At 60.0% G+C, this 23662-nt stretch carries 23 protein-coding genes; 9 read left to right on the top strand and 14 right to left on the bottom strand.

Annotation, left to right across the window (positions count from 1 at the left end; translation table 11 throughout):
- Positions 1-5: 5 nt before the first annotated feature.
- On the bottom strand, positions 6-785 hold the full coding sequence (gene rimA / locus AEQ63_RS10950) for a S6 modification regulatory phosphodiesterase RimA (protein ID WP_064363402.1): 780 nt from the start codon (positions 783-785) through the stop codon (positions 6-8).
- Positions 786-901: 116 nt separating this feature from the next.
- On the opposite strand from rimA, the gene AEQ63_RS10945 reads away from it, so the two are divergent.
- A complete protein-coding gene (locus AEQ63_RS10945) occupies positions 902-1306 on the top strand; it encodes an RNA-binding S4 domain-containing protein (RefSeq protein WP_064363401.1) in 405 nt (134 codons plus the stop codon).
- Positions 1307-1464: 158 nt separating this feature from the next.
- Here AEQ63_RS10945 and AEQ63_RS10940 read toward each other — a convergent pair whose 3' ends face one another.
- Positions 1465-2268, bottom strand: coding sequence for a phosphatase PAP2 family protein (locus AEQ63_RS10940; RefSeq protein ID WP_064363400.1), 804 nt, complete (start codon positions 2266-2268; stop codon positions 1465-1467).
- 106 nt (positions 2269-2374) lie between these two features.
- Between AEQ63_RS10940 and hslO the strand changes: the two genes are divergently transcribed.
- On the top strand, positions 2375-3277 hold the full coding sequence (gene hslO, locus AEQ63_RS10935) for an Hsp33 family molecular chaperone HslO (RefSeq protein WP_064363399.1): 903 nt from the start codon (positions 2375-2377) through the stop codon (positions 3275-3277).
- A gap of 181 nt (positions 3278-3458) precedes the next feature.
- Positions 3459-5000, top strand: coding sequence for a phosphoenolpyruvate carboxykinase (locus AEQ63_RS10930; protein ID WP_016772179.1), 1542 nt, complete (start codon positions 3459-3461; stop codon positions 4998-5000).
- Between the two features lie 125 nt (positions 5001-5125).
- On the opposite strand, the gene nadS is transcribed toward AEQ63_RS10930, so the two are convergent.
- The 4 genes from nadS to AEQ63_RS10910 all read right to left on the bottom strand — a co-directional run bounded on the left by nadS (position 5126) and on the right by AEQ63_RS10910 (position 7623).
- Positions 5126-5413: a NadS family protein gene (gene nadS / locus AEQ63_RS10925; RefSeq protein ID WP_064363398.1), complete on the bottom strand. Its 288-nt coding sequence runs from the start codon at positions 5411-5413 to the stop codon at positions 5126-5128.
- A 2-nt stretch (positions 5414-5415) separates the two neighbouring features.
- The gene (locus AEQ63_RS10920; RefSeq protein WP_064363397.1) at positions 5416-5730 is read right to left on the bottom strand and encodes a type II toxin-antitoxin system RelE/ParE family toxin; all 315 of its coding nucleotides are present in this window, start codon (positions 5728-5730) and stop codon (positions 5416-5418) included.
- A 105-nt stretch (positions 5731-5835) separates the two neighbouring features.
- Positions 5836-6135, bottom strand: coding sequence for a hypothetical protein (locus AEQ63_RS10915; RefSeq protein ID WP_064363396.1), 300 nt, complete (start codon positions 6133-6135; stop codon positions 5836-5838).
- 345 nt (positions 6136-6480) lie between these two features.
- Positions 6481-7623, bottom strand: coding sequence for a hypothetical protein (locus AEQ63_RS10910; protein WP_064363395.1), 1143 nt, complete (start codon positions 7621-7623; stop codon positions 6481-6483).
- Positions 7624-7920: 297 nt separating this feature from the next.
- Between AEQ63_RS10910 and AEQ63_RS10905 the strand changes: the two genes are divergently transcribed.
- The 3 genes from AEQ63_RS10905 (at position 7921) to AEQ63_RS10895 (ending at position 11783) form a co-directional block, all read left to right on the top strand.
- Complete coding sequence (locus tag AEQ63_RS10905; RefSeq protein ID WP_064363394.1) at positions 7921-9855, top strand: RecQ family ATP-dependent DNA helicase; 1935 nt, start codon at positions 7921-7923, stop codon at positions 9853-9855.
- A gap of 124 nt (positions 9856-9979) precedes the next feature.
- Positions 9980-11206, top strand: a complete 1227-nt coding sequence (locus AEQ63_RS10900) for a 3-hydroxyacyl-CoA dehydrogenase (protein WP_064363393.1) — start codon at positions 9980-9982, stop codon at positions 11204-11206.
- Positions 11207-11351: 145 nt separating this feature from the next.
- Positions 11352-11783 carry an acyl-CoA thioesterase gene (locus tag AEQ63_RS10895; protein ID WP_064363392.1) on the top strand — a complete coding sequence of 144 codons (432 nt, stop codon included), beginning with the start codon at positions 11352-11354 and terminating at the stop codon, positions 11781-11783.
- A 54-nt stretch (positions 11784-11837) separates the two neighbouring features.
- On the opposite strand, the gene AEQ63_RS10890 is transcribed toward AEQ63_RS10895, so the two are convergent.
- The 4 genes from AEQ63_RS10890 to AEQ63_RS10875 form a co-directional block, all read right to left on the bottom strand.
- A complete protein-coding gene (locus AEQ63_RS10890) occupies positions 11838-12323 on the bottom strand; it encodes a glycine zipper domain-containing protein (protein ID WP_039756448.1) in 486 nt (161 codons plus the stop codon).
- A 346-nt stretch (positions 12324-12669) separates the two neighbouring features.
- The gene (locus AEQ63_RS10885; RefSeq protein WP_042608592.1) at positions 12670-15018 is read right to left on the bottom strand and encodes an FdhF/YdeP family oxidoreductase; all 2349 of its coding nucleotides are present in this window, start codon (positions 15016-15018) and stop codon (positions 12670-12672) included.
- Positions 15015-15854 (bottom strand): formate dehydrogenase accessory sulfurtransferase FdhD, encoded by an 840-nt coding sequence (fdhD, locus tag AEQ63_RS10880; RefSeq protein ID WP_064363391.1) that lies wholly within the window; start codon positions 15852-15854, stop codon positions 15015-15017. Before fdhD ends, AEQ63_RS10885 begins: the two co-directional genes overlap by 4 nt.
- A gap of 92 nt (positions 15855-15946) precedes the next feature.
- Entirely contained in the window at positions 15947-16834 is an 888-nt protein-coding gene (locus AEQ63_RS10875) for a LysR family transcriptional regulator (protein WP_064363390.1), read from the bottom strand.
- Between the two features lie 137 nt (positions 16835-16971).
- Here AEQ63_RS10875 and lysM point away from each other — a divergent pair, with 137 nt between their 5' ends.
- Positions 16972-17412, top strand: a complete 441-nt coding sequence (lysM, locus tag AEQ63_RS10870; protein ID WP_042608595.1) for a peptidoglycan-binding protein LysM — start codon at positions 16972-16974, stop codon at positions 17410-17412.
- 97 nt (positions 17413-17509) lie between these two features.
- Here the strand turns inward: lysM and yrfG are convergent, their stop codons facing one another.
- The gene (gene yrfG / locus AEQ63_RS10865) at positions 17510-18172 is read right to left on the bottom strand and encodes a GMP/IMP nucleotidase (protein WP_064363389.1); all 663 of its coding nucleotides are present in this window, start codon (positions 18170-18172) and stop codon (positions 17510-17512) included.
- A gap of 88 nt (positions 18173-18260) precedes the next feature.
- Here yrfG and nudE point away from each other — a divergent pair, with 88 nt between their 5' ends.
- Both nudE and cysQ read left to right on the top strand, forming a co-directional pair.
- On the top strand, positions 18261-18830 hold the full coding sequence (gene nudE, locus AEQ63_RS10860) for an ADP compounds hydrolase NudE (RefSeq protein ID WP_042608597.1): 570 nt from the start codon (positions 18261-18263) through the stop codon (positions 18828-18830).
- Between the two features lie 7 nt (positions 18831-18837).
- Entirely contained in the window at positions 18838-19665 is an 828-nt protein-coding gene (cysQ, locus tag AEQ63_RS10855) for a 3'(2'),5'-bisphosphate nucleotidase CysQ (RefSeq protein ID WP_064363388.1), read from the top strand.
- Positions 19666-19868: 203 nt separating this feature from the next.
- On the opposite strand, the gene AEQ63_RS10850 is transcribed toward cysQ, so the two are convergent.
- Genes AEQ63_RS10850 through AEQ63_RS10840 form a run of 3 tightly spaced genes read right to left on the bottom strand, consistent with a single transcriptional unit; the run spans position 19869 to position 23508 of the window.
- Positions 19869-20324 (bottom strand): YiiD C-terminal domain-containing protein, encoded by a 456-nt coding sequence (locus AEQ63_RS10850; RefSeq protein ID WP_064363387.1) that lies wholly within the window; start codon positions 20322-20324, stop codon positions 19869-19871.
- Positions 20321-21703 carry a sigma-54-dependent transcriptional regulator gene (locus tag AEQ63_RS10845; RefSeq protein ID WP_042608600.1) on the bottom strand — a complete coding sequence of 461 codons (1383 nt, stop codon included), beginning with the start codon at positions 21701-21703 and terminating at the stop codon, positions 20321-20323. Before AEQ63_RS10845 ends, AEQ63_RS10850 begins: the two co-directional genes overlap by 4 nt.
- Positions 21700-23508 carry a sensor histidine kinase gene (locus AEQ63_RS10840; RefSeq protein WP_064363386.1) on the bottom strand — a complete coding sequence of 603 codons (1809 nt, stop codon included), beginning with the start codon at positions 23506-23508 and terminating at the stop codon, positions 21700-21702. Before AEQ63_RS10840 ends, AEQ63_RS10845 begins: the two co-directional genes overlap by 4 nt.
- Positions 23509-23662 lie beyond the last annotated feature (154 nt).

Raw genomic sequence — 23662 nt, 5'->3', positions numbered from 1 at the left:
AAGAGTTAACGCTTCCAGGCCTCGTCTGGCACCCGGGGCAACGCTTTGAACGCAGGTTTGGCGAACCAGTAGCCCTGCATCAGAAATATTCCACAGTCTGCGAGGAAATCCCGTTCCCCGATGCTCTCGATGCCCTCGGCGATGACTGTAACGTTCAACTCCGCACACATTGTGACAATCCCCCGCACGATCACCTGACGGACACGGTCTTGATCGACATCGCGGATCAGCGCCATGTCGAGTTTGATCAGGTCCGGTTGGAAATCAGCCAGCAGATTGAGCCCCGAATAGCCGGCACCGAAATCGTCGATGGCGGTCTTGAAGCCGAATTCGCGGTATTCACGCAGAATATTGGTCAAATGGCGATAATTATCTACGTGCTCGATTTCCAGGGTTTCGAAAATCAGCCGGTCGATCGGAAAGTTGTGTTTTCGTGCGGCCTCCAGCGTGCTGCGAATGCATAACTCTGGACGGTAGACGGCGTTGGGCAAAAAGTTGATCGACAAGTGTGTCTGCATATTAAGGTTAGCCGCGCCTTCGATGGCGCGGGTCCGGCAGAGCTGGTCGAAACGGTAGCGGTTGTCTTCTGTAACCTGATTTAACACGGACAGTGCGCCTTCTCCTGCCATGCCTCGCACCAGTGCTTCGTGGGCAAACACGGACTGATCGCGCAGGTCGACGATCGGCTGGAAGGCGAAGGCAAAATCGAAGTCCAGCGGCTCGCTTTGCTGGCAGCCCTGGCAACCGCCCTTGGGCGAGGTCAATGAAGTCGGGAATTTTGTCACTCGGTCACTCCAGGCCGGTCATGCGGCGAAGATCACAGTCTATCTGGTGGGCCGAGTTCTTGCGCCCGACAGAAACGGTAGTACAGTTCCGACTACTGGCTGAACGAGGAATTCATATGGCGCAGAAACAGGAGGAGGACGACAAGGTCCGCCTCGATAAATGGCTATGGGCGGCACGCTTCTATAAAACCCGTGCCCTGGCCAAAGCGGCCATTGAAAGTGGCAAGGTGCACTGTCGTGGCGAACGCTGCAAACCGGGCAAGGAACCACGCATAGGCGATGAGTTCGAAATTCGCACCGGCTTCGAAGTGCGCACCGTGAGGGTCGAGGCCTTGTCGATCGTGCGTCGGGGCGCACCCGAGGCGCAGACCTTGTACGCCGAGACCGAGGCGAGTATCGCCAAGCGTGAAGCGGCTGCGGCAATGCGCAGGGCAGGGTCGTTGGGCGTGAGCACCGATGGCAAGCCGAGCAAGAAGCAGCGGCGCGATCTGTTCAAGTTTCGCGGTAGCAGCAACGAATGACGTGAGTTGAACACTATTGTGGCGAGGGAGCTTGCTCCCGCTGGCGGCCGAAGGACGCCCTGTACCGTCGAGCAGTGCGCCTCAAGCGACAAATGCACCGACCGGTATGGCGACTGTTGCGCAACCGAGCGGGAGCAAGCTCCCTCGCCACAGGTTCATCAGCGTGCGGCAGACACCACACTCATCCGCGACACTAGCGGCAACATGCCCAGCAGTGCGAAAACCGGTGCGGTCAGCTTCAACCAGAAGTTCGACGCGTGCCAGGCAAAGGGCGTGTAGTAACCCCAGCCCAACGCCCAGACCGCCAGCAGCACGCCACCGATGTAATCGTCCTGGCCCCAGTGCGCGCCAGCCACCAGGCGCGGCAACATGAACAGCACTGCCAGACCCCAGATCGTGAAAAACTGGCCGACGGTGCGGCTGAACACGCCCATGAACAACGCCCAGATCAACAGCACCGAGGCATGATCACCCGGGAAACTCTGGCCCGAACGATCCTTCAGCTCCCAGGTTTTTTCCAGATGCGGAAAGTAATCGCTGATGTGCACGGCGCCCTCGATCACCATCGACGGGCTGCTGTGCTGCCAGCCCATGTGATCGGCGAATTTGGAAAACAGCGCGCGAATCACCACCATCAACAGCAGGATCGAGAAAAAACCGAAGAATGCGCGGCGCACGTCGATTGCCCTGAAGACCCAGTCGCCCTTGATCAGCAGCGTCAGCAGAATCAGGCCAACGACAATGTCGAACGGACGCAGACTTGCAATTGCCCAGATGTGGAGCCATATCGGGTTGCTGGCCAGCGGTGCATTCAGCGAGCGGAACAGCCACTCGTCGAAAATCACACACAGCATCTGACCGGTAGGCCATAACCAGAAAGCCAGTAGCGCCAACGGCACTACGTTACACAGAACCAGCCGGCCGAGGTTCCACCTTGATTGGAACAAACCCGGATTGTTCATAAAATGCCTCCCATGGCGAAAAGCGCCGGCACCAAAAAAAGTGCCAGCAAGCGCAAATTTTCACGTTTTGTAACCATTTTGTCATCACATTCAGATACCCAGACCTATGACCGACCTAGCGGATACCGATTTCACTCAACGCTTCATCTTCGATGACAGCGACACTCGCGGCGAACTGGTAGCGCTGGAGCGCAGCTACGCCGAAGTCCTCGCCAAGCACCCGTACCCGGAGCCAGTCGCGCAGTTGCTCGGCGAACTGATGGCGGCCGCGTCGTTGCTGGTCGGCACGCTGAAGTTCGATGGCTTGCTGATCTTGCAGGCGCGTTCGGAAGGGCCGATTCCGCTGCTGATGATCGAGTGCTCCAGCGAGCGCGAAATCCGTGGCCTGGCGCGCTATGACGCCTCGCAGATCGCGGCGGACGCCACCCTCAGCGACCTGATGCCGAACGGCGTTCTCGCCCTGACTGTCGATCCGACTGTGGGCCAGCGCTACCAGGGCATTGTCGATCTCGACGGCGAAACCCTCTCCGATTGCTTCACCAATTATTTCGTCATGTCGCAGCAAGTCGGCACGCGCTTCAAGCTGTTCGCCGACGGTCGTCGTGCCCGTGGCCTGCTGCTGCAGCAATTGCCCGCCGATCGCTTGAAAGACGAAGAAGAACGGGCCGCCAGCTGGCAGCACCTCACCGCACTGGCCAGCACTTTGAGCGCCGATGAGCTGCTCAGCCTGGACAACGAAACCGTGCTCCATCGCCTGTACCACGAAGAGCAGGTGCGCCTGTTCGATGTGCAGCATCTGCGCTTCAGTTGCAGCTGCTCGCGGGAACGCTCTGGCAATGCGCTGGTCAGTCTTGGGCTGGAAGATGCGCTGGCGCTGGCAGCCGAGCAGGGCGGCAAAGTCGAGATCGATTGCCAGTTCTGCAATCAGCAGTACCTGTTCGACGCGGCCGATATCGCTCAATTGTTCGCTGGCGCGGGCGTCGATACGCCGTCAGATACCCGTCACTAAAACGGTTCAGCGCAGGTAAATTCACTGCGTAATGACGGAATATCGCCGTTACGACGGGAGGACCCTACTCTTTTTGGGCTTTTCTGGCATAATCCGGCCCACTTTTTTCGCGGTAGTAGTGCACGACTTTCTACTACAAAACGTTTGGAGCACACTCGGCCACTGGCCGACGGGGAACCTCATGACGCAAGCCAATAACGCCGTGTACACCGATCTGAGTGTTGATGATCTGGTAAAAGAAGCCCTGAATCGCGGTGAAGGCGAGCTTGCCGATACCGGCGCTCTGGTTGTTCGCACCGGTCACCGCACCGGCCGTTCGCCAGTCGACCGTTTCATCGTTGAAGAGCCTTCCACCCAGGCCGCTATCGCCTGGGGCCCGATCAACCGCAAGTTCCCGGCCGACAAGTTCGATGCCCTGTGGGCTCGCGTCGAGGCCTTCAACAATGCGCAAGAGCACTTCGTTTCCCACGTGCATGTAGGCGCGGCGGAAGATCACTACCTGGCCGTGAAAATGACCACGCAGACTGCCTGGCAGAACCTGTTCGGTCGTTGCCTGTTCATCAACCCGGCCCAGTACAACCCGGCTGGCCGCGAAGAATGGCAAGTGCTCAACGTCGCCAACTTCGAGTGCGTGCCTGAGCGTGACGGCACCAACTCCGACGGCTGCGTGATCATCAACTTCGCGCAGAAAAAAGTGCTGATCGCCGGCATGCGTTACGCCGGTGAGATGAAGAAAGCCATGTTCTCGGTGCAGAACTTCCTGCTGCCGGCCGCTGACGTGCTGCCAATGCACTGCGCTGCCAACATCGGCGAAGACGGCGACGTGACCCTGTTCTTCGGTCTGTCGGGCACTGGTAAAACCACCCTGTCGGCCGACGAAAGCCGTTACCTGATCGGTGACGACGAACACGGGTGGGGCGAAGGCGTGGTGTTCAACATCGAAGGCGGTTGCTATGCCAAGTGCATCGACCTCTCCGAGAAGAACGAGCCGGTCATCTGGAAAGCCATCAAGCACGGCGCGGTGCTGGAAAACGTCGTCATTGACGATGCCAAGCACGCCGACTACGCCGATGTCAGCCTGACCCAGAACAGCCGAGCGGCGTATCCGCTGGAGCACGTTGCCAAGCGTTCCGAGAAGAACCTGGGTGGCGAGCCAAACGCGGTGATCTTCCTGACCTGCGACCTGACCGGCGTACTGCCGCCAGTGTCGATCCTCAACGAAGAACAAGCGGCCTACCACTTCCTGTCCGGCTACACCGCACTGGTGGGCTCGACTGAAATGGGTTCGGGCAGCGGCATCAAGTCGACCTTCTCGACCTGCTTCGGCGCACCGTTCTTCCCGCGTCCGGCTGGTGAATACGCCGAGCTGCTGATCAAGCGCATCCGCGGCTTCGGCTCCAAGGTCTACCTGGTCAACACCGGCTGGACCGGCGGTGGCTACGGCGTCGGCCAACGCTTCAACATCCCGACCACCCGCGCAGTGATCGCCGCTATCCAGAGCGGCGCTCTGATCGGTGCAGCCACCGAGCACCTCGACACCATCAACCTCGACGTGCCACTGGCCGTTCCGGGCGTCGACACCAACCTGCTCAACCCACGCAACACCTGGGCTGACAAGGCTGCGTACGACGAGGCAGCGAAAGCACTGGCCGGTCTGTTCATCGAGAACTTCAAGAAGTTCGAAGTGAGCGACGCGATCAAGGCTGCTGGGCCGAAGTTGTAAGTAGTGGTTTGCAGTGAATAAAAAACCGCCCTTTGGGGCGGTTTTTTATTTTCGATTTAAAATGCAGCCTGGTTGGCCTCAAAAACTGGACTTTGGCTTTGGCTTGGCTACTTCTTCAGAACCTGTCAATCAGCAAGTGCACTGAGCACATGGACAGGATCGTTATGAATGGCCTTGAGCAGTGCTTTAGCCGGGCCAGTCGGCTGACGACGACCTTGCTCCCAATTGCGTAACGTCCCGAGCTGGACATCAATCAAGGCTGCGAACTTTGCCTGCGTCATTCCCGTCGCTTTGCGAATCTGTTTAACCTGTAATGCATCCACATGAAATTCGCGGGAAGGTTTTTTTTCACCCCGAAGAATCTCATCCATTTCCTGCACGCTTTCCATCAGCTCATCAAAAAATTTGCTCATGGTTACCTCCAGTTTCCAATCATGGCCTTCAGTGCTTTCCGTTCGTCATGAGTAAGATCCTGCTGCTCATTTTTTGAGTAAATCATCAACAACGCGATCTGTGATGCTGAAACGAAGTGGTAGTAGATGACCCCTGCTCCTCCTCGTTTACCGTGGCCTTTGGAGGCGACTCGTGCTTTACGCACCCCCCCGGTCCCTTCGATTACATCGCCAATGGACGGGTCTGCGACCAGCTGCTTTTGAAAGGTGGCGTAGGCATCGTCGTCCAGTAACTCTCTTACTCGGCGGGTAAAGACTGAAGTCTCAATAAAAATCATGGTCAATGTACGCCAGTGACTTACTTTCAGGCAATGCTGAAGTGTTGATGAGGATGATTGGTGGTTGATCGCCGACAGGGATCGGCGGTGATAAGGCTGCTCGGCTTAGGCCGGCGCTTTCCAGTTGAGCATTTGTGTCTGTGCGACTTGCAGCAGGTCGCAGCCGTCCTGGGTCAGCAGGTACAGGGCGTGGGTGATGTGGGGGATGTCTTCGACGTCGGCTTGTTTGAAGCTCAGGCAGTACAGGGTTTGCAGAAGGTCGCTGGAGGCGCGCAGGCGCTGGACGGCGCACTCGAGGATGTCCTGCGGATTGGCTTGTGTGTCGATGATCAGCGGTTTGCTGTCGGTGAGGTTTGATTCGAGTGGGCGGTAGCGATCGGTGGTGTATTGACTGCGTGCTTTCATTTTTCGACCCTCGGATGCTGCAAATGAAGCCGCCACATCGTGACCAAGCGACAGGAGGCGACTGTGTTCGGGTTGGTCAACCGGTGAGGATCGTGCACATACCCGGCACACCCGAGGGTGTCCCAAACACAGTCACCATAAACTGCAGGCAAATGAGTGCCCGCAGCATACAGTGCATGCGTATACACGAACCAATCGGGTGACCAAGCCCGAGTCGCTGAACACACAGCGACACCCACGACTATAGGTTCGCACCACCAACTCGCGATAGCCGACAAGGCATCACGTGAAGTAGGAACGGGACGAACTCTTTGCCGGACGTTGCTATCGATTCTTCAACGTTTTTCAACGCAGATGCTGGTAACCGGAAATATCCAGCAGGCTCGTGGTCAGTCCGGTTGCCGGCCGGTAGATCGTGCCTTTGACTGCCGAGAACGGCACGCCTTTGCTGCCCAGCGAGACATAGCGCTCGCCTTTGTCCAGCTCGGTGAAATAGGTGTAGGACTGGCTGTGCATCTTCTTGTAGCGAGCTTCGTCGCTGACGATGGCGCCGGTGAATCGGAGCAGGTCGGCATTGCTCAGGTTGAGGGTCTTGCTCAGTGGGACGCCCCAGCGTTTGAGGCAGGTTTCGGCGAAATGGCGAACGATGCGGCCGGGCTCGATCAGGGCGTTGAGGTCGCTGCCGCTGGTGGGGTCGCCCCCAAGGGCTGTAGCGTTGCCAGCGAGGGTGGCGTGGCGACCGGCCATTGGGTAGATCGAGGTCCTGGTACCCGTGGCTGTTTGTGGAATCACGCAACTGAAGCCTTTCGAGCGCTCGTCGCGGGCATAGAAAGCGATGTATTCCTTGACGTTGGACTGAAGTTTCACCCGGTTTTCCTGAAAGTTGCCGATACCCGGAACTGGATCAATCGCAAATATATTCACCGGAATATGTTTGAGGGCAGCGTCCTTGAACATGGCATTGGCCAACATGTGGCAACTGATCCCCCCACGGCTCCAGCCGACCATATTGACTCGGGTGGGAATGATGCTGTCCTTGCGGAAAGTCTTGATGATCTGTTCCTGTAATTTCTGCTGCGTGATACTCCGCTCGCCATAGTTGTATTGGCGCCACAACCAGGAGCCTTCCACTTTCACATCTTCAATAGGAATGCCTGCGGCTTTCAGACGGTTATATTCTGCCTCGGTAAGTTGTTTACGCTGCCAGTCGCATTTGCCTTTGATGACATTTATGGCGTGTTGCACGTTTTCGTCCCAGCCTTTACCGAACAGGGTTCCAGACAGGCCGTATTCGGAGGTCTTGGTGAACAGGTCATCGGCTTGCAGATTGCCGCTGCCAGGGCCGTCGACCACGATCCAATCGGCAAATTCGCGTCCGCCGTGGTGTGCAGCAAGCGTAGAAACGATTTCGCCATCCCAGAAGCTTTTATGTTTGTCATCAAACTTGTTTGAACCGGTACCGCAGAAAAAAATGGTTAACGTTGTCATGTTGTTGCTCTCGTTTGTTTTAAGAGCAAGTAAATTAGTTTGAGTGGGTTCGCTTGATAAAGTGCCTGGTTGTTTCGATTCTTGTAGATTCGAATAAATCTGTTTTTTGTTTTTTCTGTAATGAAAGTTTATTGAGCGGAATCGTTAGTTGTCCGGATACTTCATCTACCTGACGATCCCTCGTGTACGCTTGATACCCTGTATCATTCCGTATCGATTTGCCCCCAACCTTTTCTCGACTCGCTGCGATCGCCCGCTAGGCTTTGGGCATGGCAGCAGTCAAAGGAGTGACAGCGAATGCACAACACCCTGGAACAGGTTTTTGGTTATCCACAGTTTCGACCCGGTCAGGAGGCCGCCATCAGCGCGGTGCTGGCGGGGCGCTCGGCGGCGGCGATCTTTCCCACGGGCTCCGGCAAGTCGCTTTGCTACCAACTGCCGGCCCTGCTGCTACCGCATCTGACCTTGGTGGTCTCGCCGCTGCTGGCGTTGATGCAGGATCAACTGGCGTTTCTCAAGCGCCACGGCATCTCGGCAGGCAGTATCGATTCGGCGCAGAGCCGCGAGGATGCCAACGACGTCATGGCCCGTGCGCGTTCGGGCGAGCTGAAAATTCTGATGATTTCCGTCGAGCGCCTGAAAAACGAGCGCTTCCGCAATTTTCTGCAACAGGTGCCGATCTCGTTGCTGGTGGTCGATGAAGCACACTGCATTTCCGAGTGGGGCCACAACTTTCGTCCCGACTACCTGAAACTGCTGGACTACCAGCGCCAGTTCAACATCCCCCAGGCCCTGCTGCTTACCGCTACGGCCACACCGAAAGTCATCGCCGACATGCAGACCAAGTTCGCCATTGCCCCGGCAGATGTGGTGACCACTGGTTTTTACCGACCCAACCTCAACCTGCTCGTTGAGCCTGTGCGCGGCCACGACAAGCGCCGGCGGCTGGTGGAATGGATGGCCGAGCGCCCCGGGCAACCGAGCATTGTATACGTCACGTTGCAGAAGACCGCCGAGCACATTGCCGAGCATCTCGAGCGCAACGGTATCCAGGCCGAGGCTTACCACGCAGGTTTGCCCCACGATCAGCGTGAGGACATTCAACGCCGCTTCATGGCCGGGCAGTCCAATTGCATCGTCGCCACCATTGCCTTCGGCATGGGCATCGACAAGAGCGACATTCGCAACGTTGTGCATTTCGATCTGCCCAAATCCATCGAAAACTACAGCCAGGAAATCGGTCGTGCCGGCCGTGACGGTCAGCCCTCTGACTGCCTGGTGCTGGCCAATCGCGACAGCCTCAATGTGCTGGAGAACTTCGTTTACGGCGACACACCCGAGCGCGATGGCATTCGTTATGTACTCGATGAACTGAAAGCTTCGGTGCCTGAGGGGCAGTGGGAGTTTCTGCTCGGGCCATTGGCGGATCAGAGCAATATTCGCTCGTTGCCATTGAAGACGCTGCTGGTGCAGCTGGAACTGCGCGGTCTGATCGCTCCGCGTTACGCCTATTACGCCGAGTATCGCTTCAAATATTTGCTCGAGCCGGAGGCACTGCTCGAGCGTTTTGAAGGCGAGCGCAGGGATTTCGTTGCGGCGATCATCAGAACGTCCGCGCGAGCACGCACTTGGGCCACGGTAGATTTCGAGGCGATGTACTCGCAGTATTCCGCGGAGCGCAATCGCGTGGTGACAGCGCTGGATTACTTCCAGGAAAGAGGCTGGGTCGAGCTTGAGAGCAAGCAGATGACCGAGGTTTACAGCCTGCTGCACAGTGATTTTGCCAGCGATGCCCTGAGCGCTGAGCTGCACGAGTATTTCACCCGCCACGAACAGACTGAGGTGGCGCGGATTCACGCCATGCTCGAGGTGTTCGCCACCGAACGCTGCCTGGGTTATCGCCTGGCCGAATATTTCGGTGATCACAATGCCCCCGAGCGTTGTGGCCATTGTTCGGTGTGTCACGGCCATGTCGCCCGGTTGCCCGAGCCGCCAGCGTTGCCGCCGCTTGTGGATAAAAACTTCGCAGAATTGTGTGATGAATTTATCCACAGGCATGAGCAGCACACTGGGCGCATTCCGTCGGCCGAACGCCTGACGCGATTCCTCTGCGGTATCAGCGTGCCTTTGTTCACCAGGCTCAAGGCGCGCGCGATTCCAGGATTCGCAGCGCTGGAGGAGTATCCCTACGCTGAAGTCCGGGAATGGGCAGACAATCACTTGCTCGATTAGGCAGAGGATCTGTGGGCGCTGCATCCATCCGCTGAATGTCGATCATCACGCTAATAGACTTCAAAAAGCGTCGTGGCCTGACTAAGGTTGGAATCTGTCTTCGGGCCACTCACAAGAGAACAACATGAGCCAGACATCCTTCGAAATCCAGCAGGCTGCGGTGATCGGCGCAGGCACCATGGGCCGTGGCATTGTCATGTGCCTGGCCAATGCCGGCGTGAGCGTGCAGTGGGTGGATAACAATCCACAGATGCTCGAGCAGGCGCTGATGGCGGTCGCCGAAACTTATGCACACAACGTGCGTCAGGGCCGCATCGATCAGGCCGAAGCGGATACCCGTATCGCTCGCGTCTCTGCGGCGGCGGATTACGCGACGATCCGCAATGTCGACCTGGTGATCGAAGCGGTGTACGAAAACCTCGAGCTCAAGCAGAAGATCTTTCGTGAGCTGGATGGCCTGCTCAAGCCTGAAGCTCTGCTGGCGAGCAACACCTCGGCGCTGGACATCGACGCCATTGCCGCTGCGACCCGGCGCCCGGCACAGGTGCTGGGCCTGCACTTCTTCAGCCCGGCGCACATCATGAAACTGCTGGAAATCGTACGCGGCGCGCAAACGTCGCCGGCGGCACTCGAAGCCGCCTTGGCCCTCGGCAAGCGTATGGGCAAGGTCAGCGTGGTGTCGGGCAACTGCCACGGTTTTATCGGCAATCGCATGCTGCATCCGTATGTAATCGAAGCGCGCAAGATGCTTCTCGAAGGCGCTTATCCACAGCAGGTGGACTCCGCGCTGCAAGGTTTCGGCTTCGCCATGGGGCCGTTTCGCATGTACGACGTGGTCGGTATCGATCTGGAGTGGCGTGCTCGGGAGCTCGCTGGCAAGGGCCAGGATGCGCCGGAGGTGCAGATCGATAACCGCCTGTGCGAAATGGGCCGGTTCGGGCAGAAGTCCGGTAATGGTTATTACCACTACGAGCCGGGCAGTAGGCAGGCCGAGCATGATCCCGAGGTCGATGCACTGGTGCTGCGGGTCAGTGAGGAATTGGGTTTCCAGCGTCGCGACATCGGTCCTGAAGAAATCCTTGAGCGCTGTTTGCTGGCGCTGGTCAATGAAGGCGCGAAGATCCTGCAGGAGGGCATTGCCGGCTCGGCCCATGACATCGATCTGGTGTACTTGAATGGCTATGGGTTTCCAGCGGAGAAGGGTGGGCCGATGGCCTGGGCGGATCAACAGGGGCTGGCGGATATCCATCAGCGCCTGCTGGCGCTGGAGACGCGCCAGGGCGATCAGTGGAAGCCGGCGCGGCTGATTGGCGAGCTGGCGGCGCAGGGGAGGGGGTTTGCTGATCGCTGAACAATGCTGCGATTGATACATCGCCTTCGCGAGCAGGCTCGCTCCCACAGGTTCGCGCCTTTCAATATTGGAGCGAGCCTGCTCGCGAAGGTGCTGCCACGGTTTGAATTAGACTCGCCGAAAAATCCGAAGGAATCCTTGGTCAATGTCCAGCCCGACACCACAACGCTCCGACTACCCTCACTTCCAGCCCATCACCACACGCTGGCACGACAACGATGCCTACGGTCACGTCAACAATGTCACCTACTACAGCTTCTTCGACACGGCGGTGAACACTTATCTGATTCAGGTCGGCGGCCTGGATATTCATGACGGCGAAGTAGTGGGATTCGTGGTCAGTTCGGCGTGCGATTACTTTGCCTCGATCGCTTTCCCCGATCTGATCGAGATCGGACTGCGGGTCGGCAAGCTGGGCAACAGTTCGGTGCAGTACGAGCTGGCGGTGTTCAAGGTCGGCGAAAGCGAGGCGTGTGCGGCGGGGCGGTTCGTGCATGTGTTTGTCGATCGGGCGAGCAATCAGCCGGTGCCGATTCCTGCAGGTCTGCGCGGGGCGCTGGAACGGTTGGTCATCTGATCGCGCAAAAAAATCGCAGCCCAAGGGGCTGCGATTTTCGTTCAAGCTTTCGCCTCAATGGTGGCGATAGTACTTGTGATGCTTGCGGTGGCCGTAAGCGTGGCCGCGACCCGGGTGACCACGGTCGCGGTAGTAGCGACGGTCATCATGGCGACGGTCGTAACGACGATCATCGTCGTCGCTCTTGTTGCCCATGTAGTTACCCAGCGCGCCGCCCGCGCCGCCACCTGCTGCGGAGCCGATCAGGCTGCCGGTGGTGCCGCCAAGACTGCGGCCAACCACGTTACCGCCGGCTGCACCCAGTGCACCGCCGATGGCCGCTTCGCCACGGCTGCGCTTGTCTGCGCCGACCGCACTACCACCCGCGCCGCCCAGGGCTGCGCCGATGGTGGAACCTGTATTGCCGCCTAACGATTGACCGACGACCGAGCCAAGAACCCCGCCCAATGCGCCGCCCACACCTGCTTCGGTGGTGCCTCCGGCAGAAGCGAAGCCACTGACCAGGCCAAGGGACAACAAGAGAATCGAGGAGAACTTCATAGAGGATGAGCCTCAAAGGGATGACGGCGCCGATCCTGAGGCTCTGCATTGGGCGTGACAATCAAAATCCGACGAATAACACGACATGTATACAATATTGCAAGTTACTGTTTTTTCACCGGAACTTAACCGATTTTCGCCGGTCTTTAGCTACTTCGGACAGGCCGTTTTTATACAAAAACGGCCTTTTTTGTGGGCGGTCGAAAAATGTTGAGTGAGACATTCGGTGAATCGGCTACCGCTATCGCGAGCAGGCTCACTCCTACAGTGACCGCGTTTCTACAGACAGGACACGGTCAATTGTAGGAGTGAGCCTGCTCGCGATAGCAATCGTCCAGTCACCGCATCAAGCAGACTTGGCCATGATCAACCCAGTCTCACTCGCCGCTTCCAGCCGGATCGCAATGAACTTCGAGGTCGGCGTATGGCTGCCATCGCCAGTGCTTTCAAGCGGCACCAGCGGATTGACTTCCGGATAGTACGCCGCCGCCTGCCCGGCAGGAATGTCGAACGCCAACAATGTAAACCCTTTCACCCGGCGCTCGCGACCGTCGTCCCAGATCGACACGATGTCAGCCTTCTGCCCCGGACGGAAGCCCAGACGAATGATGTCGGCCTCGTTGGCGAACAGCACGTCACGTTGGCCCTTCACGCCGCGATAACGGTCATCAAGTCCATAAATCGTCGTGTTGTACTGATCGTGAGAACGCATCGATTGCAGGATCAGATCCGGCACCTGGCCGGTGGCACGAGTGCGCTCGTGGACCAGATCTTTCGGCAACTGGTTGGCGCGGAAGTTGGCCCGGCCTGACGGCGTGTTCCACTTGCGTGCACCAGCGGAATTGCCCAGATAGAAGCCGCCCGGGTTTTTGATCTTCTCGTTGAAGTCTTTGAAGTTCGGGATGGTGTCGGCGATCAGTTCGCGAATGCGTCCGTAATCAGCCACCAGCCAGTTCCAGTCGACCGGTTGGCTGCCCAGAGTGGCGGCGGCGATGCCGGCGATGATCGACGGCTCCGAGCGCATCTGGTTCGACAGCGGCTGCAATTGGCCGTTGGAAGCGTGGACCATGCTGAACGAGTCTTCCACGGTCACCGCTTGCGCGCCTTCGGTCTGGATGTCGATATCGGTACGCCCCAGGCACGGCAGGATCAGCGCATCCTTGCCGTGAGCGAGGTGGCTGCGGTTGAGTTTGGTGCTGATCTGCACGGTCAGGTCGCAGTTGCGCAGTGCTTCAAAGGTACGCGAGCTGTCCGGGGTGGCCTGGGCAAAGTTGCCGCCCAACCCAATGAACACCTTGGCGCGACCTTCGGCCATCGCATGAATTGCCTCGACCACGTTGTGGCCGTTATGACGCGGCACCTTGAACTGGAAGCGACGTTCCAGCGAATCGAGGAACGCCACCGGCGGACGCTCGTTGATGCCCATGGTGCGGTCGCCCTGCACGTTGCTGTGACCGCGTACCGGGCACAGACCGGCGCCCGGCTTGCCGATGTTGCCGCGCAACAACATCAGGTTGGCGATCTCCTGAATGGTCGGCACCGAATGGCGGTGCTGGGTGATGCCCATGGCCCAGCACATGATCACGTTCTTGCCTTTGGCGTACATGCGCGCGGCTTGCTCGATCTCGACCAGCGTCAGGCCGGACTGCTCGACGATCTGCTCCCACGAGGTGTCGTCGACAGTGGCGAGATACTCCAGCACGTTGGCGCTGTGGGCATTGAGGAAATCATGGTCGAACACCGCCGGCTCGCCAGCTTTCTGCGCATCGCGCTCCCATTGCAGAAGGAACTTGGCCATGCCGCGCAGCACGGCCATGTCGCCGCCGAGTGCCGGGCGGAAGTAGGCGGTGTTGGTCGGCTTGTCGCCGTTGGTGAGCATTTCGATCGGGTGCTGTGGATGCTGGAAACGCTCCAGGCCCCGCTCCTTCAGCGGGTTGATGCACACCACCTGGGCACCGCGTTTCACCGCTTCACGCAACGGTTCGAGCATGCGCGGATGGTTGGTGCCGGGGTTCTGGCCCCAGACGAAAATCGCGTCGGCGTGTTCGAAGTCATCGAAGGTCACCGTGCCTTTGCCGACACCGACGCTCTGCGCCAGCGCCACGCCGCTGGCCTCGTGGCACATGTTCGAGCAGTCAGGGAAATTGTTGGTGCCGTAAGCCCGTACGAACAACTGATACAGATACGCCGCTTCGTTGCTGGCGCGGCCCGAGGTGTAGAACTCGGCCTGATCCGGGCTCGGCAGATTGCGCAGGTGCTTGCCGATCAGGGCGAAGGCATCCTCCCAACTGATCGGCTTGTAGCGATCGGACTCGGCGTCGTAAACCATCGGCTCGGTCAGACGGCCCTGATATTCCAGCCAGTAGTCGCTCTGCTCCAGCAGCGACGTGACGCTGTGCTTGGCGAAGAATTTCGCATCGACGCGGCGCTTGGTCGCTTCCCAGTTCACCGCTTTGGCGCCGTTCTCGCAGAACTTGACCATGCCGCTTTCCGGCGAATCACCCCAGGCACAACCCGGGCAGTCAAAGCCGCCGTTCTGGTTGGTCTTGAGCATCATGCGCAGGTTTTTCAAGGCGTTGTCGCTGGTCAACCACGCCTGGGCCACACTGATCAGGGCGCCCCAGCCGCCGGCGGCGCCTTTGTAAGGCTTGTAGCGCGGAACAGGTTTCTGGTCGGCTTGATGATGTTGGCTCACGCTTGATTCTCCATCGCGGGGCTGTACACCCGCGGCGCACTTTTCTGCGGCAGGTGGATGAGATTGAGGTTGTGGCGCCGGGCCCATTGCACGGCCAGGCCGGTGGGTGCCGACAGGCTGACCAGGGTCTGGATGCCGGCACGCAGGACTTTCTGGATCAGTTCGAGGCTGCAACGGCTGGTGACAATCGCCAGCCCACCCTCGGTGGAAATTTTCTGGCGAATCAAACCGCCGATCAGCTTGTCCAGCGCGTTGTGCCGGCCGATGTCTTCGCGGCCGAGCAGCAATTCACCGCTGGCATTCATGAACACCGCCGCATGCACCGCGCCGCAGTGCTGGCCCAGCGGCTGGAACGCGCCGATGCGCTGGCGCAAGCCGTCGAGCCATTCGATCGGTGGCAAGGCTGCGCCCGGCAACACTTTAAGATCGGGCAACGCCTGTTCCACAGCTTCGACGCCGCACAATCCGCAACCGCTGGTGCCGGCCAACTGCCGACGCTGCTGCTTGAGATTCCAGAGCGCCCGGTTGGCGATGGTCCCCTGCGCGTATTGCGCCGAGCCTGCACCCGTCAGTTGCAGATCATAGATATCGCTGGCGTCTTCGATGATGCCGCTGCCGAGGCTGAAACCGACGATGAAATCTTCGAGGTCAGTCGGGGTGACCAGCATCACTGCCTGGCTGATGCCGTTGTAGGCGATCGCCAACGCGACTTCCTCGGCCAGCGCGGTGCTGGCCGATGCCTCGAAGGATAAATCGCTGTAGCTGTAGGTCTGGCTGGCGGCAGGCGCGGGCGTTTCGATTGCTGGCGCCGCGCAGGCTGGACGCTTGGCGTTCATGGCATCACCGACGGTTTGATCTAGGTCAAGACTAGGCGCGGCAAGTTGTCGCGTCTAATCGCTATTACCGATCTACCGATAGATGCCGTCGATCAAGCGTCTTTTGGCGATTTTTGATACAGCGCGAAACATGCCTCAGCCAGCGCTGAACGCGGCGCACCACGACGCATGATCAGGCCCAGCGGGGCGAGGGTGTGGGCATTCTCGATGGGTTGCAGACGCAGATGATCGGCGAGGGTTTCCGCGCCGCCGTCGAGCGGCATGATCGCGCAGCAAAAACCGCCGTGCACCGCTTGCAGCAATTGATGCACGGCGTCGGTTTGCAGCAGCGGCTGCGGCGTCAGGCCCCGACTGTGGAAGTTGTGGTCGATGGACTGGCGAAAATGCATGCCGCTGGTGAGCATGCACAGCGGCAGCTCGATCAGTGATTCCCAGCTCAGGGGCGCTTCGCCGAAGCTGAACGAGCGCTCGTCGTAGAGCAGGCCCATGCGGGTCTCGTTGAAGGCCAGCGAATCGAAGCGCTCACTGTCCAGACGCTCCAGATAGGAAACGCCGATGTCGATGCGGTTGTTCGCCAAGTGTTCGAGCACCTGCTCGGAGCTTAGCGAGGACAGCTCGAAGCGCAGCTCCGGGTGCGCTGCGTGCAGACGTTGCATCAGCGGTAACGGATCGAAACTCGACAGCGGCACCACACCCAGGCGCAGCGTACCGATCAGGTTGCCGCGACAGGCCGCCGCTTCCGCCTGCAAGCCGTCGTAGGCCGCCAGTACCGTACGCGCCCAGGCCAGCACACGCTCGCCCGGCGCGGTGAAGCCTTCGAAGCGCTGGCCGCGGTTGACCAGTGGCAGATCAAGTTCTTCTTCAAGGCTGCGCAAACGCATCGACAGGGTCGGCTGGGTGATGTGGCAGCGCGCGGCGGCCTGACCGAAATGGCGGGTTTCGTCGAGGGCGATGAGGAATTTCAGCTGCTTGATGTCCATCTTCGCTCCGGGCGGTTGGCGGGGTGTGGCGATTCTACCGCCTGCGGCGCGGCAGCGTCATTGGTCGGACTGGAACCGGGTTTGGCCGGGGTGGTCTAGGCTTGGACGACTGGAACCCAAATCAAGGAGTGTGTGCTATGAGTCTGTTGAGCTTTGTGAAAGAGGCCGGTGAGAAGCTGATTGATCTGTTGACCCCAGGCAATGCCAATGCGAGTGAGCAGTTGAAGGAACATATCAGCAAGGTCGGGTTGGGCAATCCCAACGTGCAGGCGACCGTGGATGGCGACAAGGTGACGGTGACCGGTGAAGTGGCGAGCCAGGAAGAAAAGGAAAAGGTTCTGCTTGCGCTAGGCAACATTGCGGGCGTAGGCAGCGTCGATGATCAGATCACCGTGACCGGCCCGGTTGTGGCGGCCGCCGAGCTTGTCGAGGTCAAGGCAGGTGACACGCTTAGTGCGATCTCACTGCGCGTCTATGGCAATGCCAACCAGTACCAGAAAATATTCGATGCCAATAAACCGATGCTCAAGGATGTGAACAAGATCTATCCGGGACAAAAACTGCGCATTCCAAAATAACGCAGTCATGTAGGAGCTGCCGAAGGCTGCGATCTTTTGACTTTGATTTTTAAAACCAGGATCAAAAGATCGCAGCCTTTGGCAGCTCCTACAGGGATCAGAGTCCGGTAATGAGCTCGCGATAATCCCCGACTGCGGCGAACTCCGCCGTGTCCTTCGGCCCTTTGCGGCTGTCGGGTTCTTTCACTGCGAGCAAATGCGCCACGCCAAAATCCCGTGCACTGCGCAGGATCGGCAAGGTGTCGTCGATAAACAGGCTGCGCGCCGGATCAAAACCGATGTCCGCCTGCAAGGCGTCCCAGAACTGTGGGTTCTCTTTGGGAAAACCATAGTCATGCGAGCTGATCAGCCGCTCGAAGTAGGGCGCCAGTTCGATCCGTTCCAGTTTCAACGACAGCGAATCGCGGTGCGCATTGGTGATCATGATCACCCGTTTGCCGGCACGCTTGATCGCGGCGAGAAAGGTGTCGGCATCCGCGCGCAGGGCAATCAAGTGCGCGGTTTCCTGTTTCAGTTCCCGCACCGACAGTTTCAGCTCCGCGCTCCAGAAATCCAGGCAGTACCACTGCAACTGGCCGGCGTGGCGTTCGAACAACGGCTGCAATTCCAGCTCTGCCATCGCCCGGCTGATGCCGTGCAGTTCGGCGTAGCGCTGGGGCAGGTGCTCGAGCCAGAAATGGTTGTCGAAGTGCAGATCCAGCAGCGTGCCGTCCATGTCGAGCAGAACGGTATCGATGTCGGACCACGGTAAAGAGGGCATGGCAACGTCTCGAACGGTGAAAGGATATCCGACGCAAACAATCGGGAAAGCCGCGTTATAGTAGCGCGTTCACGCCAAGGAGCTTTGCATGCGCCAGAAACCCACCGTACTTGCCCGCGAGATCGTCGCCACCAGTCGCCTGTTTCGCGTCGAAGAACTCAAGCTGCGATTTTCCAATGGCGTGGAGCGCACCTACGAGCGTCTGGTCGGCAAAGGCGCGGGGTATGGCGCGGTAATGATCGTCGCGATGCTCGACGCCGAACATGCGGTGCTGATCGAAGAGTATTGCGGCGGGACCGAGGAGTACGAACTGTCTCTGCCCAAAGGCCTGATCGAGCCGGGCGAAGATGTGCTGGCGGCGGCCGAGCGGGAGCTCAAGGAAGAGGCCGGTTATGGCGCGCGCCAACTGGAGCATCTGACCGAGCTGTCGCTGTCGCCCGGTTACATGAGTCAAAAGATTCAAGTCGTCCTCGCCACTGATCTTTACGAGGAACGGCTGGAAGGCGATGAGCCTGAGCCGATGCGCGTCGATAAGGTCAATCTGCGCGAACTGTCGGCGCTGGCGCTGAATCCGCAATTTACCGAAGGCCGCGCGTTGGCGGCGCTGTATTTGACCCGTGACCTGCTGACCCAGCGCGGGGTGTTCAGCTATGAGTGAGACGTTGATGAATTTTCCCCATCCGTTGATGGCACCGGTGGTCGAGCTGGCGTTACAGGCCGGCGAGGCGATTCTGCCGTTCTGGCGTGCCGGTGTTGAAGTCACGGCCAAGTCCGATGATTCGCCGGTGACGGCTGCTGACATGGCAGCACACCACCTGATCGTTGCCGGGCTGACGGCGCTTGATCCGAGCATTCCAGTGCTGTCCGAAGAGGACGCCGATATCCCGCAGAATGTGCGCGCCGGCTGGCAGCGCTGGTGGCTGGTGGATCCGCTGGACGGCACCAAGGAGTTCATCAGCGGCAGCGAGGAGTTCACCGTCAACATCGCACTGATCGAAAACGGCCGGGTGGTGTTTGGCGTGGTGACGATGCCGACCAACGGTCGTTTTTACGTCGGCGGCGCCGAACTGGGTGCCTGGCGTGGCGACAAGGGCGCAACGCCGGTGCCGATTCAGGTGCGCGACGTGCCTGCGCCGGGCGAGGCGTTTACTGTGGTCGCCAGCCGCCGTCATTCAAGTCCTGAGCAAGAGCGTCTGCTGGCCGGGTTGAGCGCGAGTCTCGGTGAGCTGCAACTGACCAGTATTGGCAGTTCGTTGAAATTTTGTCTGTTGGCCGAAGGTGCTGCCGATTGCTATCCACGCCTGGCGCCCACTTCGCAGTGGGACACGGCGGCAGCTCAGGGGGTGCTGGAAGGGGCGGGTGGCGAGGTGCTGGATCTGAGCGGCGAGGCGTTCAGTTATCCGCCGCGGGAATCGCTGTTGAACGAGTTCTTTCTGGCGCTGCCGGCGAAGGCTGCGTGGCGCGAGAGATTGTTGGAGTTGGCTCGAGGTTAACTGCTGATCCGGAATTCCCCCTCACCCCAGCCCTCTCCCCCAGGAGAGGGCTGGGGTGAGGGGTCTGGCGCTATGCATGGACCTGGAGAATCGAGTCGATTGTGGATTCGGCGAAGCAGTTTCAGGTCGACTTGAATCTGCAGCATCCCCGTATCGGTTCCCTCTCCCTCGGGAGAGGGCTAGGGTGAGGGGGCTTTTGATCTTCAGCGGTGCAACACGTACTGCCCGGTAAATCTCACCGCCTCGGCCTGACTTCCCGCATTCAGGATCCGCGTATCCAGCGTCAACCGCGCCCGCCCATAACGCCGATACATCGCCAAAAACCGCTTCCACACCGCTGCATCCGGCGGCGGACATATGGCCACGGCGTCCCCGGTCACGGGCAGCGGATAACTGATCTGCCCTTCCTGGATGACGATGTGTCCGTCGGTAATCCCTTCTTCTTTCAGACGTAAATGCAACCAGCCCCAACCGGCCAGCACCGCGCCGCAGTAGAGGCTGCCGCCAAACAGGGTGCTCTTGTGATTGACGTTGGGCGCGAGGGGCAGGTGCAGGCTCAATTGCTGCTCTCGCCACTCAAGCACCTTGAGCCCCATTTCGACGGTCAGCGGAATGTCGTGATGCAGCACCGTTTCCAGGTATTCGCTTGCGCTGCTCATTCGCTCTCTTCCCCGTGGCTGCTGTCGCCGAAATTCAGGCCGTGTTTGCGCAACTTGTCGTGCAGAGTCTTGCGCGGAATACCCAAGGCTTCGGCGAGGCTGCGTACCGAACTGTGCGAGCGCGCCAGTTCGGCGGCGATCAACGACTTCTCGAAGTTTTCCACTTGCTCGCTGAGGCCGCCGTTGACCACTTCCACAGGCGCGGCGCCGCTGCCGTCAGCGCTGCTATCCAATGCCAGCTCCAGGCCCAGCGCAAAACGCTCGGCGGCATTTTGCAATTCGCGTACGTTGCCCGGCCAGGTGTGGCGCAGCAGCAATGCGCGTTGCGCCGGTTGCAGTTCGTGGGGCGGCAAACCGTGGCGAGCGCTGGCTTCGTCGGCGTAATGCTGGAACAGCACCAATGCGTCTTCACCACGTTCGCGCAGGGGCGGGATACGCAGCGGTGCGACGTTGAGGCGGTAATACAAGTCGGCGCGGAAGCGGCCCTGGTCCGCCGCCTGGCGCAGGTCTTCCTTGGTCGCGGCGATCACCCGGATGTCCAGCGGGATCAACTGATTGCCGCCCAGGCGTTCGACGACCCGCTCTTGCAGCATGCGCAGCAATTTCACTTGCACGTCCATGCTCATGCTCTCGATTTCGTCGAGGAACAGCGTGCCGCCGTTGGCGAATTCGAATTTGCCGATGCGGCGCTTCTGCGCGCCGGTGAAGGCGCCGGGCTCGTGGCCGAACAACTCGCTTTCCACCACCGATTCGGCGAGTGCGCCGGCGTTGATCGCCACGAACGGACCGTTGCGGCGGCTCGACAAGTCATGCAGCGCACGGGCAACGACCTCTTTGCCGGCGCCGGTTTCGCCGAGGATCAGCACGTCGGCCTTGGTCGCGGCCAGCGCGCCGATCTGCTCACGCAGGCGCAGCATCGGCGTCGAGTGACCAACCAGTCGCGCGCTCAGTTCGTTGCGGTCGCTCAAGGCCAGACGCAGGCTGCGGTTGTCCAGCACCAAGCGGCGCAAGGACAGCGCACGACGCACGCTGTCGAGCAGGGCATCGCTGGCAAAGGGTTTTTCCAGAAAGTCGTAAGCGCCGGCGCGCATCGCCTGCACCGCCAGCGGTACGTCGCCATGGCCGGTGATCAGCAGCACCGGCAACTCGGGATCCTGTGCATGCAATTCATTGAGCAGTTCGAGGCCGTCCATACCCGGCATGCGAATGTCGCTGACCACCACACCCGGCCAGTCACGCTCAAGCTGTGCGGCCAGGCCTTTGGCTTCGGACAGTGGCAGGATTTTCAGACCGGCCAGGTCCAGGGTCTGGCCGAGGGCCTGGCGCAGGTGCGGATCGTCGTCGATCAACACTACCTGGATGCGATTGTCGATGGTCATGCACTTCGATCCTCGGACGGTTGCAGGCTGACTCCGGGCGCACCGGCGCGCAGGCGCAGGGTGATCAGGGCGCCGCCTTGCTTGTGGTTGGCGAACGACAGCTCACCACCGAAGGCGCGCATCAGCGTTTCGCAAATGGCCAGCCCCAGACCCAGGCCTTGCGTGCGGGTCTTGGTGGTGTAGAAGGGCTCGCTGGCGCGGCCAAGGGCTTCCATGCAGAACCCGGGGCCGTTGTCGCGAATGTACAGATTGACGCCTTCGGCGGTGGCTTCGGCGCTCAGCCACAATTTGCGCGGCGGGCCTTTTTCGGTCAGCGCATCAAGCGCGTTGGCCAGCAGATTGCCGAGCACTTGGCGCAATCGGGTTTCGCCGGCCTCGACCCACAGCGTGGCGGCAGGCAGGTCGCGGATCAGCTCGACTTCCATACTGCGCCGACGTTTGGCCAGCAATGCCAGCGCATCGTCCAGCGCCGGTTGCAGCGCGACACTTTCCGGTGCGTGGCGATCGCGGCGGGCGAAGGCGCGCAGGTGGGCGATGATCGAGGCCATACGCCCGGTCAGTTCGCTGATCAGTTTGAGGTTGCCGCGGGCGTCGTCGGTGCGCTGATGGTCGAGCAGCACCTCGGCGTTCTCTGCATAACTGCGAATCGCCGCCAGTGGCTGATTGAGTTCGTGGCTGATGCTCGCCGACATGGTGCCCAGCGCCGACAGCTTGCCGGCCTGAACCAGATCGTCCTGGGCGCGCACCAGCTCCTGCTGCGCGTGCTCACGCTCGAGCACTTCCTGCTTCAGGCGTCGGTTGAGGCCTTCCAGATCGCTGGTCCGTTCGGCGACCCGGCCTTCCAGCTCGCGGCGGGCCTTGGCTTCGAAGGCGATGCGCTCCAGATAATGCCGACGCCGCTGCATCATCAAACCCACCAGCAGCATGACCACCAGCAGCGTGGCGCCGCCAATCGCGACTACGGTGCGCACCGGGCGATCGATCAATGTGCGCGGAGCGAGAATGCTCACGCTCCAGCCGGTTTCGGCAATGTCGTGGGTCTGCGTCAGCCACGCGTCAGGGCTGAGGTTCAGCGATCTGGGTTCGCGGGTCGGGTAGGGCTGGATCGCGGTGATCGCGGCGCGCTCGGAATCACTCAGTTCCCGGGTTGATCGGAAACGCCACTCCGGACGCGAGGTAAGAATGACCACGCCGTTGTGGTCGGTCACCAGCAATTGCTCAGGGGTTTTGCCCCACAGGCTTTCGGTGTGGTCGAGGTCGACCTTGATCACCAGCACGCCGATGATTTTCTCGCCGTTGCGCACGGCAGCGGCGAAGAAATAACCGCGTTTGGCCGAGGTGGTGCCGAGGCCGAAGAAGCGTCCGAGGCGTCCGGCCATGGCTTCGCTGAAATACGGGCGAAAGGCGAAGTTGCGGCCGACGAAGCTGTCACGCTTGTCCCAGTTCGACGCCGCCAGTGTCTGGCCGGACGTGTCCATCAGGTACATGACTTCGGCGCCGGTCTGCGCGGCGATGTTTTTCAGCAAACGATTGGCGTTGCCTTGGGTCACGCCGTCGTCCGGCGCACCGAGCACCGCACGCAGGGCGGGCAGGTCGCCGAGGATCTGCGGCAGCACTTCATAGCGATGCAGGGTGCCGAGCAGGTTGGCGACGTAGAGGTCGAGGGTCTGGCGATTCTGCCCGGCGAGTTCGCTGCGGTAATAGCGTTCGGCAAGGTGTTCCAGCGGCCACAGCAGCGGCGCCAGGCACAGGGCCAACAGCGCGAGGCTGCGCCAGCGGGGTCTGCGGGGGAGTGTTGGTTTCATGAGCCGGATACGCCTGTAGGGACAGGCGCATTATGCCTCTGCTCTGTACGAAAACTGCCTGCGCGTCGATCATGCTGCGTTAAAAACAGGCTCGGAATGCTCATTTAGGGGGCCTGGACTCCGCTCCTCGCCTGTTTTTGCCTTGCCTGATCAC

This window comes from Pseudomonas sp. RIT-PI-o, from assembly GCF_001297215.1.
GTDB classification, from domain to species: Bacteria; Pseudomonadota; Gammaproteobacteria; order Pseudomonadales; family Pseudomonadaceae; genus Aquipseudomonas; species Aquipseudomonas moraviensis_A.
The sequence above is the reverse complement of the archived record's forward strand: the minus strand, read 5'-3'. Positions and strand labels throughout refer to the sequence as shown.

What these genes read in the sequence shown, in the direction of transcription:
- AEQ63_RS10945 (WP_064363401.1), top strand. Translation starts at nt 902, where the DNA reads ATGGCGCAGAAACAGGAGGAGGACGACAAGGTCCGCCTCGATAAATGG.
- AEQ63_RS10940 (WP_064363400.1), bottom strand. Translation starts at nt 2,268, where the DNA reads ATGAACAATCCGGGTTTGTTCCAATCAAGGTGGAACCTCGGCCGGCTG.
- hslO (WP_064363399.1), top strand. Translation starts at nt 2,375, where the DNA reads ATGACCGACCTAGCGGATACCGATTTCACTCAACGCTTCATCTTCGAT.
- AEQ63_RS10930 (WP_016772179.1), top strand. Translation starts at nt 3,459, where the DNA reads ATGACGCAAGCCAATAACGCCGTGTACACCGATCTGAGTGTTGATGAT.
- nadS (WP_064363398.1), bottom strand. Translation starts at nt 5,413, where the DNA reads ATGAGCAAATTTTTTGATGAGCTGATGGAAAGCGTGCAGGAAATGGAT.
- AEQ63_RS10920 (WP_064363397.1), bottom strand. Translation starts at nt 5,730, where the DNA reads ATGATTTTTATTGAGACTTCAGTCTTTACCCGCCGAGTAAGAGAGTTA.
- AEQ63_RS10915 (WP_064363396.1), bottom strand. Translation starts at nt 6,135, where the DNA reads ATGAAAGCACGCAGTCAATACACCACCGATCGCTACCGCCCACTCGAA.
- AEQ63_RS10910 (WP_064363395.1), bottom strand. Translation starts at nt 7,623, where the DNA reads ATGACAACGTTAACCATTTTTTTCTGCGGTACCGGTTCAAACAAGTTT.
- AEQ63_RS10905 (WP_064363394.1), top strand. Translation starts at nt 7,921, where the DNA reads ATGCACAACACCCTGGAACAGGTTTTTGGTTATCCACAGTTTCGACCC.
- AEQ63_RS10900 (WP_064363393.1), top strand. Translation starts at nt 9,980, where the DNA reads ATGAGCCAGACATCCTTCGAAATCCAGCAGGCTGCGGTGATCGGCGCA.
- AEQ63_RS10895 (WP_064363392.1), top strand. Translation starts at nt 11,352, where the DNA reads ATGTCCAGCCCGACACCACAACGCTCCGACTACCCTCACTTCCAGCCC.
- AEQ63_RS10890 (WP_039756448.1), bottom strand. Translation starts at nt 12,323, where the DNA reads ATGAAGTTCTCCTCGATTCTCTTGTTGTCCCTTGGCCTGGTCAGTGGC.
- fdhD (WP_064363391.1), bottom strand. Translation starts at nt 15,854, where the DNA reads ATGAACGCCAAGCGTCCAGCCTGCGCGGCGCCAGCAATCGAAACGCCC.
- AEQ63_RS10875 (WP_064363390.1), bottom strand. Translation starts at nt 16,834, where the DNA reads ATGGACATCAAGCAGCTGAAATTCCTCATCGCCCTCGACGAAACCCGC.
- lysM (WP_042608595.1), top strand. Translation starts at nt 16,972, where the DNA reads ATGAGTCTGTTGAGCTTTGTGAAAGAGGCCGGTGAGAAGCTGATTGAT.
- yrfG (WP_064363389.1), bottom strand. Translation starts at nt 18,172, where the DNA reads ATGCCCTCTTTACCGTGGTCCGACATCGATACCGTTCTGCTCGACATG.
- nudE (WP_042608597.1), top strand. Translation starts at nt 18,261, where the DNA reads ATGCGCCAGAAACCCACCGTACTTGCCCGCGAGATCGTCGCCACCAGT.
- cysQ (WP_064363388.1), top strand. Translation starts at nt 18,838, where the DNA reads ATGAATTTTCCCCATCCGTTGATGGCACCGGTGGTCGAGCTGGCGTTA.
- AEQ63_RS10850 (WP_064363387.1), bottom strand. Translation starts at nt 20,324, where the DNA reads ATGAGCAGCGCAAGCGAATACCTGGAAACGGTGCTGCATCACGACATT.
- AEQ63_RS10845 (WP_042608600.1), bottom strand. Translation starts at nt 21,703, where the DNA reads ATGACCATCGACAATCGCATCCAGGTAGTGTTGATCGACGACGATCCG.
- AEQ63_RS10840 (WP_064363386.1), bottom strand. Translation starts at nt 23,508, where the DNA reads ATGAAACCAACACTCCCCCGCAGACCCCGCTGGCGCAGCCTCGCGCTG.